Origin of the sequence: Blautia parvula, assembly GCF_020215665.1 — a bacterium.
Taxonomy (GTDB): domain Bacteria; phylum Bacillota; class Clostridia; order Lachnospirales; family Lachnospiraceae; genus Blautia; species Blautia celeris.
Genome location: NZ_CP084061.1, coordinates 3,225,592 through 3,239,887 on the forward strand (window position 1 = coordinate 3,225,592; position 14,296 = coordinate 3,239,887).

Annotated in this window: 12 protein-coding genes; 3 read left to right on the forward strand and 9 right to left on the reverse strand. The window is 48.0% G+C overall.

Translation table 11 applies throughout. The features are described 5' to 3' along the window. Positions 1–79: 79 nt before the first annotated feature. The 3 genes from LC508_RS14885 to LC508_RS14895 are packed head-to-tail and all read right to left on the reverse strand — an operon-like array spanning position 80 to position 3,673. Positions 80–2,389 (reverse strand): xanthine dehydrogenase family protein molybdopterin-binding subunit, encoded by a 2,310-nt coding sequence (locus LC508_RS14885; RefSeq protein WP_103731107.1) that lies wholly within the window; start codon positions 2,387–2,389, stop codon positions 80–82. Beyond that, positions 2,386–2,865, reverse strand: a complete 480-nt coding sequence (locus LC508_RS14890; protein ID WP_054351985.1) for a (2Fe-2S)-binding protein — start codon at positions 2,863–2,865, stop codon at positions 2,386–2,388. Before LC508_RS14890 ends, LC508_RS14885 begins: the two co-directional genes overlap by 4 nt. After that, positions 2,855–3,673 (reverse strand): FAD binding domain-containing protein, encoded by an 819-nt coding sequence (locus tag LC508_RS14895; RefSeq protein ID WP_103731117.1) that lies wholly within the window; start codon positions 3,671–3,673, stop codon positions 2,855–2,857. Before LC508_RS14895 ends, LC508_RS14890 begins: the two co-directional genes overlap by 11 nt. A gap of 284 nt (positions 3,674–3,957) precedes the next feature. Between LC508_RS14895 and LC508_RS14900 the strand changes: the two genes are divergently transcribed. The 3 genes from LC508_RS14900 to LC508_RS14910 all read left to right on the forward strand — a co-directional run bounded on the left by LC508_RS14900 (position 3,958) and on the right by LC508_RS14910 (position 7,172). After that, positions 3,958–4,992: a serine hydrolase gene (locus LC508_RS14900; protein ID WP_158587226.1), complete on the forward strand. Its 1,035-nt coding sequence runs from the start codon at positions 3,958–3,960 to the stop codon at positions 4,990–4,992. A gap of 79 nt (positions 4,993–5,071) precedes the next feature. Next, positions 5,072–6,439 carry an MATE family efflux transporter gene (locus LC508_RS14905; protein WP_118593795.1) on the forward strand — a complete coding sequence of 456 codons (1,368 nt, stop codon included), beginning with the start codon at positions 5,072–5,074 and terminating at the stop codon, positions 6,437–6,439. Positions 6,440–6,524: 85 nt separating this feature from the next. After that, positions 6,525–7,172, forward strand: coding sequence for an SH3 domain-containing protein (locus LC508_RS14910; protein WP_033141420.1), 648 nt, complete (start codon positions 6,525–6,527; stop codon positions 7,170–7,172). A 337-nt stretch (positions 7,173–7,509) separates the two neighbouring features. Here the strand turns inward: LC508_RS14910 and LC508_RS14915 are convergent, their stop codons facing one another. The 6 genes from LC508_RS14915 to LC508_RS14940 form a co-directional block, all read right to left on the reverse strand. Beyond that, positions 7,510–9,081, reverse strand: a complete 1,572-nt coding sequence (locus LC508_RS14915; protein ID WP_103731110.1) for a BCCT family transporter — start codon at positions 9,079–9,081, stop codon at positions 7,510–7,512. Next, positions 9,082–10,644, reverse strand: coding sequence for a BCCT family transporter (locus LC508_RS14920; RefSeq protein ID WP_052099454.1), 1,563 nt, complete (start codon positions 10,642–10,644; stop codon positions 9,082–9,084). A 30-nt stretch (positions 10,645–10,674) separates the two neighbouring features. Next, positions 10,675–12,108 (reverse strand): trimethylamine methyltransferase family protein, encoded by a 1,434-nt coding sequence (locus LC508_RS14925; protein ID WP_052099456.1) that lies wholly within the window; start codon positions 12,106–12,108, stop codon positions 10,675–10,677. A 187-nt stretch (positions 12,109–12,295) separates the two neighbouring features. After that, positions 12,296–12,946 (reverse strand): cobalamin B12-binding domain-containing protein, encoded by a 651-nt coding sequence (locus tag LC508_RS14930; protein ID WP_033141421.1) that lies wholly within the window; start codon positions 12,944–12,946, stop codon positions 12,296–12,298. A 21-nt stretch (positions 12,947–12,967) separates the two neighbouring features. Next, the gene (locus LC508_RS14935) at positions 12,968–13,579 is read right to left on the reverse strand and encodes an AraC family transcriptional regulator (protein WP_103731111.1); all 612 of its coding nucleotides are present in this window, start codon (positions 13,577–13,579) and stop codon (positions 12,968–12,970) included. A gap of 32 nt (positions 13,580–13,611) precedes the next feature. Further along, a complete protein-coding gene (locus LC508_RS14940; protein ID WP_103731112.1) occupies positions 13,612–14,271 on the reverse strand; it encodes a PocR ligand-binding domain-containing protein in 660 nt (219 codons plus the stop codon). Positions 14,272–14,296 lie beyond the last annotated feature (25 nt).

Sequence of the window (14,296 nt, forward strand, 5' to 3'; positions counted from 1 at the left end):
ATTTTTTCTCCCGGTTTTTATCAGTCTCACCGGGAATCGCCAGCCAGTTCAAGGTAACAAAGCAGCCGTCAAAATTTCGTCAAAATTCATCTTTTTTGCAATTTTCGCATTCAATTCCTGCAATTCCCATGGCTACTTTTTCCGGCGTGATGGGCATCTCCGAAACCCTTACACCTGCGGCATTATAAACGGCTGCCGCTATTGCCGGACATGGAGTGTCAATCACGATCTCACCGATGGATTTGGCACCAAAGGGATGGCTTCCTTCAAAGCTGCTCTCAAAATCTACGCGGATCTTACCTACGTCTAAGCGGGTGGGAATCTTGTACTGCATCAGGGAATTGTTCAGCATCTGTCCCCGTTCACTGTACTGAATATCCTCAAAGAGGGCCATGCCGATACCCTGAGCGATACCGCCCTCTGTCTGCACTCTGGCAAGGTTCGGATTGATCGGGGTGCCGCAGTCCACCACTGCCACGTAGTCGATCATTTCCACAGACCCGGTCTCTCTGTCCACTTCCACTTCCGCCATGCCCACCATGAATGGCGGCGGGGATATGGGTGAGGAGGCATTTTCTGTCACCTGAAGGGAATCGTTGTTGCCGAAGGTACCGCGGATGCCGATCTCCTCCAGGCTGACCGCCCCGCTTCCGTCCTTCCTGCTGACTCTGCTTCCGTCAAAATCCGTCTCCTCCCTGGGAACCTCCAGCATCCCGGCACCCAGATCCCAAATCCGTTCTTTCAGACTTTCACAGGCCTTCACCACAGCCTTGCCTGCAATATAAGTGGTGGCGGAGGCGTAGGAACCGGAATCATACGGTGAGATATCCGTATCCACCCCAAACACCACAATGTTGTCATAATCCGTCATCAGCGTATCTGCTGCCATCTGGGAGAGCACCGTGTCACAACCGGTACCCATATCCGTGGCCCCGAGGCTTAAGGTGTAAGAACCGTCCTCGTTAAGCTTCACGCTGGCGCCTCCCACATCCACGCCTGCGATGGAGGAGCCCTGCATGGCCATGGCAACACCCACGCCGCGCACTTTTCCGTTCTCCATCACTCTGCGGGGGAACTTCTCGTCCCAGTGAAACATCTCCTTTGCCCTTGCCATACAGCGGTCCAGAGCACAGCTTGTGACCTCTGTGCCGCCGTCGTATCCGATAAACCTGCCGCCCTCTTTTGTCATATTTTTCTCGCGCAGCACAACCGGATCCATATGCAGCTTTTCCGCCAGCTCATTCACAGCGGATTCCACTGCGAAGATTCCCTGGGTAGCTCCGTATCCCCTGTAAGCGCCTGCTGACATCTGGTTGGTATACACAACGTCATACACAAAGCGGTATGCCTCTGTATTCCGGTAAAGGGCAATGGATTTGTGACCGGAAAGTCCCACTGTGGTAGGACCGTGCTCACCGAAAGCCCCTGTGTTTGACAGGGTATAGACGTCAATAGCCCGGATGGTCCCCTCCCTGTCCGCACCGATGCGGACCTTTAACTCCATCTCGTGTCGGGGGGAAGAACATATCTGGGATTCATAGCGGGAAAAGATCATTTTCGCCGGCTTTCCTGTCTTCACCGTCACGATTGCTGGGTAGACCTCAGATACCAGCGTCTGCTTTGCGCCGAAGCCTCCGCCGATACGCGGCTTGATCACACGGACTTTCGATGCCCCGATTCCCAGTGCCCGCCCCAGGATTCTCCTCACATGGAAAGGCACCTGTGTGGAGGACACAATATTCAGCCTTCCGAAATGGTCCATATAGGTATAGCTTCTGAATGTCTCCATCATTGCCTGCTGATTGGCCTTTGTATGGTATGTGCGTTCCACCACACAGTCACAGTCTGCCAGGATCTTCTCCACATCCCCGTCCCCTTCCTCGGCATGGGCACAGAGATTCCGCTTATTGTCTGCTCCCACAGGAAAACGTGACTCCCAGTTGTCCTCCGGGTGGATACAGACCGCATTGTCCTTTGCCTTATGGAAATCCAGAACCGGCTCCAGCACCTTGTATTTCACCTTAATGATCTTCAGTGCCCGGTCCACGGCCTTTTCCGTCTCCCCTGCGACAATGGCAGCGGCATCTCCCACAAAACGCATTCTTCTGTCAAGGATCAGCCTGTCATAGGGGCTGAATTCCGGATAAGTCTGTCCCGCCATGGTAAATCTGTCCTGGGGCACATCCTCGTAAGTGAGGATACACGCGATCCCCGGAACCTTCATGGCATTCTCTGTCCTGATCTCCTCGATCCACGCATGGGCATGGGGGCTGCGCAGAACCTTTACCACCAGACAATCCTTCGGCGCCAGGTCATCCGTGTACACAGGCTGGCCTGTCACAAGGGCCATGGCGTCCTTTTTCCTCACCGGTTTGTTTACATAACTCATCTGTCGCTGCCCCCTTCCCTCTGCTCCTTCTTATATTTTAAAAATGCCAGAATACTTCTCGTCTGCCCCATGAATCCGGAACAGCGGCAGAGATTTCCGGCAAGATATTCGCCGATCTCCTCCTCCGTTGGCTCCTTCATCTCCTCCAGCATGGCAAAGACATTCATGATAAATCCCGGATTACAGAAACCGCACTGCTCTGCTCCCTGGTCTGCTAAAAAGGAACCGAACTCCTCCGCTTCCCTCTGCATTCCCTCCAGGGTCACGATTTCATGTCCGTCCGCGCGGACCGCCAGCATACTGCAGGAGAGCACCGGCTTTTTGTCCATCAAAACAGTACAGAGGCCGCAGTTGGCAGTCTCACATCCCCGTTTCACGCTGTAGCAGCCCTTCTCCCGAAGAAGGTCTAAAAGCAGCAGATCCGGCGCTGCATCCACCTGCATTTTCTTTCCGTTTAAAATAAATTTAATTTCCATTTTCCATACCTCCTGCTGCCAGCAGCGCCCTTTTGGTCAGAACACGGACCAGATGGGTTCTGTACTCTTTGGAAGCCCGCATATTGCTTCCCGTGACAACGCACTCTGCAGCCTTTTTGGCCAGCAGCTCCGCCTGTCTGTTCCACTCCCCGGCACTCATATCTTTTTTATTGACAGGGGTATCCATCTTCTCTTTCAGAAGAGCCGCTCTGCCGGGCCTTGCTCCGATGGAAAGCCGCATACCTTCCTCGTCAAGACATACCGCACAGGCCAGTACAGGGAAATCCGTCTTAGCATTTCTCTGGCTTACATATGCGGATCTCTGGTGATGTTTCTTAACAATTATATTTACCAGGATATCTCTGTCCGCTTTTTTTTCTGCAAACTCTTCCATGGATATCCTGCCGCCTTTATAAAGCTCCACATAGGAATCCAGCGCCAGAAACATGGTGAGCACATCAGAAAATCCAAATCTGCCATAAATGCTGCCTCCTGCAGTCGCACAGTTTCTGAACTGTACTCCCACAATATGCCGCAGGCTCTCCCGCACAGCTCCGTCCGTGCAGGCATTTAATCCCGCGTGTGTCTCCAGAGTCCGCAGGGAGGTCATACAGCCGATCACGAATTCGTCCTCTGTCTCTTTGACCGTATCCAGTCCGAGACCGGACAGATCAATGGCCGTTCCCACGCTTCGGTTCATCATCTTCATCCAGACCATTCCCCCAAGCACGCGGGATGACTTTTTCTGGTTCAGCTCATAGGCTTCCTCCAGACTGTTCACCTTCACATACTCTTTAATCTTCAGCATAATCCATTCCTCTCCGTTTTTGACATCCCGCGCTTTTTGCGGGCAGACATCACTCAAAAAAACACTGCTGATGCAGTGCTCCCAAAAGTCATTTTCTCTCTATGAGGGAATTATAACATAGGCTGTTTGTGAGGTGCAAGCTGTTTTGCCGTACCCCCGTAAATTCCAAAGGAAAATACCTGAAATACTAATGACAAATTTCTGCTTTTTATTTATAATGAGATGAGTAATGCAAAAATTTACAGACAGCCTGAAATAACAGACAGAAAAGGCAGATGATACCAATGAAAAAGAACTCTGACATACGAAATATCCTGGTGCTGACATTTCTGTTCCTCCTCAGCATCATACCTCTGGGCTTCCTGACAGATGCCTCCCAGGATACTTTTGCCTATGCACCGCTGCCGAATACGGATTACGCTTCCCCGGATCTTGATCTGGAATACGAAGCCCTGGAGAACATGGCCGATTATATACTTGTGGAATCCGATATTGCTGAATATTCCCCTGAAAGAGAAATTCCCGAGGGCAGCACAGCCGAAAGCCTGCTGGATTCCATTCTGGAAGAATACGGACTGAATGAAGAAAACTTTTCCTTCTTCTACCGCAATACCTTCACGCAGGAAATATATATATACAATCCTGACACCCTCTTTACGGCAGCCAGTACCGTGAAGGTGCCTGTCAACATGCTCTACTACGATGCCGTCAACAGCGGGGAGCGCACCCCGGAGGACGGGCTTCCCTACAATGCCTCAGCCACAGATACGGAGGGAGACGGCTCCACCCCCTATGATTACCGGCCCGGCAGCCTGGTTCCCCTCTCCTATCTCATGGAGGAGAGCATAGTGTACAGTGACAACACCGCCAATAATATTATGATTCAAAACCTGGGCGGTGTTTCCGCCTACCGGCATATGATGCTGAAATATTCGGACAACACCTACCCGGATGCGTTTTTTGCCAGCAACAAGCTTTGTGCTGATTTTTCTTTTGATGTGATAAATTATCTATATGAACATTCCTCCGCGTACACTCCGCTTCTGGAATACATGAAAGAAGCTGCGCCGGGCACCTTTTTACAAAAATACATAGACCTGGACCTCTTCCCGGTGGCCCATAAATACGGAGATTACGACGGGTGTCTCCACGACTATGGGATTGTCTACACACCCGCACCATTTTTGATCGGTGTGTTTACTGACCACGTGTCCAATGCGGAAGATCTGATCGGAGTGATCGGCGAGACCTACTTAAACTATACCCTGAGCGTTGCCGAACCAACTTATGTAAGAATATCTGTGGTACCGGCATCATAATTATTCTGTAGGCCTGCGCATTTACCTGTCATCATAATACAAGGGCTGCGCGCCCCTGAGACGAAAGGAAACAAAAAACATGAAACAGACAACTGACCTGGGCAGGGACAAGGTATGGCTGCTGGTCCTCAAACTGGCTGTCCCCTCCATGATCGCCCAGTTCGTCACCGTACTTTACAGCATCATTGACAGAATGTTCATCGGAAACATACCCAAGATCGGAGATCTGGCACTTGCGGGAGTGGGAATCTGCGGCCCTATTGTCACCCTTCTCACTTCCTTCGGAACCCTGATCGGACTGGGCGGCTCTATCCTCATGTCCATGCGTCTGGGTGCCGGGCGGAAGAAACAGGCCCAGTCCATATTGGCCCACAGCTTTGCCATGCTGGTGGTCTTCTCCGCTGTACTGACTCTGCTCTTTCTCCTGACGAAAAAATATCTTCTGCTCTGGTTCGGGGCAAGTGCCGCCACCTTTGTATACGCGGACACCTATCTCACCATCTACACAGCAGGAACGTTCTTCGCCCTCATGGCGATCGGGCTTAATTATTTTATCACCTGTCAGGGGTTTCCCGGTGTGGGAATGACCACTGTGCTGATCGGCGCTGTCACCAACATAATCCTGGACCCTGTCTTTATCTTCGGTCTGCATATGGATGTGGCGGGTGCAGCCATTGCCACGGTCATCGCACAGTTTGCATCCTGCGCCTTTGCTTTCTGTTTCCTGATCGGCAAAAAGGTTCCCATCAAAATAACCAGGCTGCGGAAACCGGCCTGGTCCCCCATGATCGTCAAAAGGATCCTGGTACTGGGTGTCTCCCCCTTCCTGATTCTGGCAACCGACAGTGTGATCATCATTGTCCTGAATGCCATGCTGCAGAAGTACGGCGGTCCCGGCGAAGGTGATGTGCTCATCACCTGTGCCACCATTGTGCAGAGCTACATGATGCTCATAACCGGCCCCATGCTGGGTATTTCCAGCGGAACACAGGCCATACTCAGCTACAATTACGGCGCAAAAGCTGTGGACAGGGTGAAAAAGGCAGAAAAATATATCCTGCTTCTCTGCCTCTGTTTTACAACCGTAATGTTTATACTGTCCAGGATCGTGCCTGTATACTTTATCCGGATTTTTACCGACGAGCCGTCTCTGGTATCCCTTTCCACCTGGGGAATCCATGTGTTTACGCTGCTGATCATTCCACTCAGCTTCCAGTATGTGTTTGTGGACGGTTTTACTGCGCTGGGACTTTCCAGAACTGCCCTGTTTCTCTCCATGTTCCGGAAAGGGGATTACATGCTTTTTACTATTTTCCTTCCCATCTTTTTCGGGGCCAGAAGCGCGTTTTACGCGCAGCCTATTGCAGACGGAATCGCCTCTGTTATGGCGACTGCTGCCTTTTTCCTCTTTTTCCGCAGACATCTGGAGAAGCGTCTGCAGCAGTGACTGTGAACAGTATTTAGAAAAACTTTCGTTGACATTTTGCTGAAATACTTTAAAATATTAGGAAACGGGAAAGGGGATGTAATTGATGAGAGACAAACTGAAATATCTTCTCCTGTTGCTGCTGTCTGTTCTGTGTCTGTCCGTACTGGGCGCCTGCGGCAAGGACGACAGCGCTGCGGAGGAGGAAGCTGCCCTGGATTCTGTATCTGCTTCCATGGACGGAACCGTGACAGCTTTTACCGGAAAGGAAATCAGTATAAATACTTCAGATAATGAAACACTGACTTTTGATATGACAAAAGCGGAACTGGACTGCAAAAACGGAATTATCCCGGGCAATGAAGTGACGCTTATTTATGTAGGTCCCCTGGACGGAACAGATACCAGTAAAGTCCGGCTTAGAAAGATCATCACCACAGACGATAATTCAGGCCTGCTTCCCACAGACGGGACAAAAGTAATCTCACCCAGCGGCGGCGCAGAAGGTTTTAATTCCGGAAAAGCCGGATACGATGAACCGGATTCCGGTGCCAAAGTGGAGGAGAAGACAGAGACCGTCACCGTAAAAAGCCCTGTAAATGTAAGAGCCGACGCGGCAAGCCAGGCAGAGGTCCTGGGCGTGCTCCAGGGAGGTGCCACAGTGACACGGACCGGAATCTGTGACAACGGATGGCATCGGATCGTCTATGAAGGGGAAACGGGATATGTGTGGGGAGATTATCTCTCTGACTGAAAAACCCCATAAACTGGGACTGTCGGTTAATCCCGATTTTTAAGTTTTCTTCTACAAAATAAGTATATCTCACAGAATTTTGTGTTTTTCAGAACACGATTCTCTGTGAGATATACTTGTTTTTTTCTTTGGGTGTTCTCCCAATCGCATACAACATGAATTCACTTTATATTTTTTATTTGCGTCAGTATTTGAACCGCTGAAAGTTTCCATTTTCCTTAATGTCTGCAAAAAGTCCTTCCATCCGGATATGGCACCTCTCTTGCATCATGGCAGATATAATGAACTTGTTTTTGTGCATAGGAGACCTCCACGCCAGCCCCATGATTTTTAATCATTATTTAATTTTGTCATTGACAAGTATTTTCGGTACTCCAAAATCCTCTTTTAACCAGCGTGATACTGAAATAATAAAAAAGATCTGAAGGACCAAAATAGGTATACAAGTCAGGATGGATGAGGTTTTTACTACCTCCATACCACCTACAAGTATCAATGACATAGTTGCCAGGTACACAAAGAATGACCAGAACAGGCGCACCCAGCGCTTGGGTTCTGCATTGTAACCAACTTCCTGGCTGGTGATGTTGGACATGGTGTAAGCACCTGAGTCAATACCGGTAGCCTGTGCTATCATGAGAAGCAGCACAAACAAAGGAATGATCACTGTCTTGCCGGGCAGGGTATCCAGGATTGCATAGATTGCCTTAGGTCCTCCCTGAGACTGCATGATACCAATCAGATCCATACCCTTATTAAAAATCAGGTCCTGAACGTAACCGCCCATGATGCCAAAGATAAGCATTGTACCGCCGCCTGCCGTGACGATCATATTAAGTACAAAGGCCCTCAGTGTTCTGCCTTTGGAAATACGGGCCATGAACAGACCAATATAGATTGCCCATGACAACCACCATGCCCAATAGAATACAGTCCAATTTTGAGGGAAACCGGATCTGCTGACTGCGTCGGTATAGAAGCTCATTCTGAAGAAGTTTTGTATCATAATACCCAGGGAATCACTGAAATAAGACAAAATCCATGAGGACGGTCCTACCAGAAATACATAGATCACAAAAGCGATAAACATAACCATGTTGATGTTTGAAAGCTTTGCGATACCCGAGTACAAGCCTTTGAAACAACTCCAGCTATATATGCAGGTGAAAAACAATCCTACTGCGATCTTCAGCGGCAGAGTATCCGGAATTCCGAAAAATTCTGATATTATGCAGGAAATCATAGGAAATACGAAGGCCAGAGAGGTAGCGAAACCACCCATCATACCGATAACTACCAGCACATCAATGGCAATACCGACTTTTCCGTATGCTCTTTTCCCCAGAAGTCCGCTGCATGCATAGCTTGCCTTAAAATGGAACTTCCGTCTGTTGTAATAGCAGTATGCAAATGCAATTGCAGGTACGGAGAATATAGCCCACGGGGTAAATCCCCAATGAAAAAAGCTGTAAGCAGATGCCCATTCTCTGGCTGCTGCAGACATTGGTTCAATACCAAATGGCGGGGATGAGAGATAGTACAGAGGCTCAACGCAAGCCCAGTACATGGCTCCCGCACCGATTCCTGCGCAGAAGAACATGGCAACCCATGTAAAATCTTTAAACTCCGGCTTATCGTCCCTTGTTCCCAGTTTTACGGAACCAAATCTGCCAATTACAATCCACAAACTAAAGGCAAGACTGACAAATCCCACCAGTTCAAACAGCCAATCCAGTCCATATGTAACCTTGTCCATTACCAGATTGACCAGTCCCTGTGCCTCATCCTGCATAATGATCAATGGAACATATAGCGCGAGACAGCCAATGACAGAAGCCAGAAATATCGGTTTTGATACATTAGCCATCTGTTTTTTTCTGTTCTTCTGTTTCCCTTCGTCGCTGTTCATTTATTGCTCCTCGTAAATAATCTCTTTCTGTACGGTTCCATCATCATTCAGGATAGTCCATTTTTTTCTGATTTCCTTGAAGAATGTAACAACCATTAAAGTAATAATAATAACTGCAGGTACAGAACCAATGATGGTAACTGCCTGTGCTGCGGAGATACCGCCGCAAAGCAGCAGAACGATCGCGATTGCACCAACGCCCAGGGACCAGAAAATTTTGTTCCATCTGGGAGGCTCATCCTCAGGTCCAAGGTCCTTTGTGGTGATCATGGCCATACTGAACACATTTCCGTTCAGCAGAGTCTGCATGCACAGGAAGCCATAGATCATCAGGATAGGATATAAGAATTTAATAAAAGGGATGTAATCCCAAAGTGCTACAATCGCTTCACCCTGTCCGGATGTTGCAATTATGGAAGCCAGATCCACATGATGGTTCTGATGAATGTAGATAGAGTAATTCTGAAATACACCGAAGAACAGCCATGAACCCAGTGTCTGAGCTGCCAGAGCACCGATAACCGTCTGTCTTACGGTACGGCCGCGGGAGATCTTTGCGAAGAATAAGCCGTTGTGGATCGCCAGAGCCAGGTACCAGCACCAGTAAAATACTGTCCAGTTCTGAGGTGTGCCGGATGCTGCATATGTATCTGTGTTGAATGTCAGACGAACAATGTTCTGCAGATACATACCGATGTTATCCAGTGTACCGTTCAAAATATAGGATGTAGGGCCTACGATCAGCAGAAATGCCAGCAGTCCAAAGCCGACTACTACACGAAAGTTGCTCAGGTATTTGATACCCTTGGAAAGACCGGTATACAGCAGTAAAGCCATTACAACTGACCACATGATGATGACAACTGCCTCTGCCTGGAAGCTCATCTGGATACCAAAGCTTCTGCCGATGATGGCGAACAGAGTAGGTACGTTTGTTCCTACGCATGTTACAACGCCGGCAAGTATGGATACAGCGAATAATGCATCGATCACCTTGCCGAAAATACCTTTGGCATTCTTCTCGCCAAGGAGAGATACGCATGCCGTGGAGGGGCGTACATCTTTAACCTTTTTGCAGAAGATCTGATATGCCCACACAACACCCATCAGCGTTGCTGCTGCCTGAATAACAAGACCCCAGTGGTGAAGAGGGTAGGCGGTTGCTTTATATAATGCTTCCATTGAATAAGGCTCAACTCCCTCAGTGGGTGTCTGATAGTAATAAAACCACTCGATTGCTGTCCATGTTAATACACCAAGACCTGCAATGGAGGTGAAGATCATGCTCAGCCATGAGAATGTGGAATGCTCAGGTGCTTCTGTACCAAAGCGCATCTTTCCAACAGGATGAATACACAGGAAGATACATAAGGCGATCATCATGAATACAAACAGTTCAAAGAACCAGCCCATATCAGCACAGATCACGCTGAATGCCAGGGTGCTCAGTGCAGCACCTGCAGATGCAGGGTCATTTATAACCCATACTACCAGCGCAATGATCACAAGCAGAGGCGGAATAAATACAACCGGCTCAATTTTGGCGTTTTTTCTCTTTTCCATTCTATTGCCCCTCCCTCTTTAAATTTTTGTTTAATCAATAATTTTTGCCATATAAGCACGCAGGTCCTTATCTGTCTCAGGATCTAACAGTGTATCGGGAGCCGCTGCCAGAATCTCTTTGTATTTCATATTTGCGCGCTGGATGATATCCATAGAACCGCTGTTAGCCCAGGTATTGTAATTTTCACACTCTGAGATGTCATTGTCGAATACCTCTCTATAGTGTTCAAAGGTATCGTCATGCTCAAGATAAGAACCTCTGGGGCCAACTTCCTTGATAACATCAACAGACATGGCATCATTATCTGTCTCTATGCCCTGTTTCAGATACAGAGCTCTCTTGATGATCTCCTCGTCTACGATATGCTTCTCGTAAGATACTGTCATAATAGCATCCAGAACGCCGAGACACTCGTTGATGATATCTGCTTCTGCAAAGACTGCCATCATTACATTCTGCATGGTCTCCAGACCTGCCTGCATATCAGGCACTTTAGAGTCGGTCATACCGCACATGCATCTGGAAGGAATATGATAGAAGTCATGCGCCATCAGCAGCAGAGGAATGTTGATCAGGGACATATCCGGCGTACCTGTTGTGTAGGTACCCTTCTTCATATAGCCGACAGTTGAAGAAGGTGTGTAAACAACTGGAGCTTTCTCATTGATCAGATTCATCAGTACAATACCGCTGAGCACTTCTGTATTCTGCAGTACCAGCATACCCATATGACGCATGGGACCGGAAATACCTGCCATAATGCAGGGCAGCAGATAAACGCCCTGTCCGCGTTTGGTGTACTCCATCATGGATCCCAGTGTATCATGTGACCATGACAGAGGGCTTAATGGGTTGGCACTGAAATTGCTGTACTGAATATCAGTCTCTTCACCAGGCGCCATACCCATGGAAATCTGAATCATATCCAGAAACTCTTTGCTGTTCTTCTGATTCATGGTGAAGCCCAGTGCAGGCTTATCAGAGTTCTTCAGGACTTCATAGCACATATGCAGATGTTTGAACTCTGAAGGAACATCTGAAGGATCCAGCGGATGTGCTCCTACCAGGTTTATAATGTCGCTGGCCTGGGCCAGTCTCATCATGTTGCCATAATCCTCAATGCCGGCAAGCCTTTTACCATGATCCAGATCCTGAATAAATACGGCACCTGCATTAGGCTGTACTGCAAAATCTTTACCGATTTCTACCGTCTGTTCCGGATTACGGCTGTATAGCTTGTAAGTACGAGGCAGTGTTTTCAGAGCCTTATCCACCATATCCCTGGTGATGTAGACACGGTATCCGTCTACCTTTGCTCCATGTTTTTTGAAGATTTCAATTGCTTCGTCATTCTGGAATATGACGCCGGTATTCTCCAGAATGTCAATGGACGCCTCATGGATTCTTCCATAATCTCTGTCCTCGATGAAACGCAGTGTTGAATACAATCCTTTTTTACCCATATACCCTCCCTAGCAATGCTATCGGTACCAGTTTCTGATTCGATAAATACTTTCATTCTGGTCACATATAATACTTCTCCTGATTTAGTTTCGCTGATATGAAAAAAACCGGTTTTGTTTTCATCTCTACTGAAAAGATAGCACAAAACCGGTCTTGACATTTTTGTTAAATCTTATGATTTTTTGCTCATTTGTCCTTTAAAAGCCTATCCAGATTTTTTCCGAGAAAATCCCGCAGTTCCAGGCCATCCTGAGTAAAATAATCCGCCCCGATGGACTGGGCATAGGACTCTGTGACCGGCAGGCCGCCCACAAAAATGGTCACCCGATTCCGCAGGCCTTCCTTTTCCAGTTCTTTGATCACCAGCTCCATCTCCCGCAGTGTTGTGGTGAGAAGTGCAGAGATCAGAACCAGCTTCGCATTATATTTCCGGACCGCTTCTACAAATTCTTCCTTTGATACATCTACCCCCAGATCGATCACTTTAATCTCCAGGGTAGATATATAAATTTTTACCAGGTTTTTTCCTATATCATGATAATCGCCTTCCACCGTCCCCAATATGGCAGTACATTTGTAGCCGTTCTTCCGCTTCAGATACGGCCGAAGGTTTTCCAGTCCGATATTCAATGCCCTGGCAGACATCAGTGCTTCCGGGACGAACATACTCATAGACTGAAATTTCTCTTCCATTTTTTTGATGCCGCCGACCAGACCCTGTTCCAGGATCATCTCAGCCGGATACATTTTTCCCAGTGCCTCTCGCACCAGGCTGTCTGTTTTTTCCGCATTTCCTATTAAAAGGGAATTACTGATCTCTTCATAGATATCCACCATACACCTCCCAAACGTATAAGGCTATGACAACAATTTATTTCTGTATTGTCCAGGCGTTAAACCTATAAACTTTCGGAATACCTTTGTATAATGACTCTGGCTGGAAAATCCGCATTTCCGGCCAATTTCCCCGGTATTCCACGCCCGGCTTTTCATCAGTTCTATAGATTTCTCCACGCGTACCCGCAGCAGGCAATCATTTATGGTCATATTCATATTTTTTTTGAACAAAGCGCATAGATAAGATCTGCTCAGACAGACGTGGGCGGCGATATCGTCAAGAGTAATATCCTCTCCATAGTGCTGCTGTATATAATTTACCACTGACTGTATCAGCCCGGTATGAGAATTTCCCTGGGACTGAAAGATCATATCAAGGTAATTGCAGATCATTCCATAAGAAACCGCATAAATCTCCTCTGAATCTTTCAGGTTCGCCGTCTCTTTTTCATACTGGCGAAGCATTTGCTGCGCCAGCTCGGCTTCCAGTCCTGCTTCAGCGCAGGCCCTGGACACCAGTACCATAAAATCCCTTACGCTTTGTCTCACCTCTGTTTGGTCATATCCTGAGAGAATCTCCATATCCGTGTACAGGACCGGGAACAGTTCCACAATCTTTTCTTTATTTTCCATCCGTACATGCTGAAGAAAGTTCCGCTCCCGCTTCAGATAAACGGAACGGTCAAATGCTGTTTTCTCATATGTTTTTTTCTGTCCCGAATCTGGGATAGCACCATATTTCTCCAGTTATATTTATTCTTCTGATCGATCAGAAGATAATAACCGGTATTGCTGAAATGTTCCACTACTGCTTTCAGAAGTTCCGCTGCAGCCTGGCACTGCCTGACGGAAATCACCTTCAGTTCCCTGGCTTTGTTCAGCAACTGGTCTGGATGTCCCGCATAAAGAGGCAGGCTTTTAATCTCATTTAAAAACAAGCGGTCCGCTTTCCAGAGCAGCACCTGGCCGCACACAATAGCGCCCACCCTGGTCTGCTCGATCTGCAGCGGCGCAGCCCACATCACCAGCCCGCCATGACAGCGGAAGAAATAAGGTTCATCCCACTTAAACGCCTCTTTGCACGCCTTTTCATAGCACCGCCTGCACCGCTCCCTGCCCTCTGCAATGGACTGAATATACTGGCAGAATGTATTTTCCTCATATTGTGCGCCGGACAGGAAAACCTCTCCATACAGATTGACAGCCACAACGCTCAGTCCGGTGGATAATGAAAAATTATCCATCACCTTGCGCAGATTTTCCTTTTCCAGCGCCAGTTTTTCATTCTCCAACTTATCATCCCTCTCAACAACTGTTCTTTGCACCGGTCCCTCCTCTTTTCTGAAATGT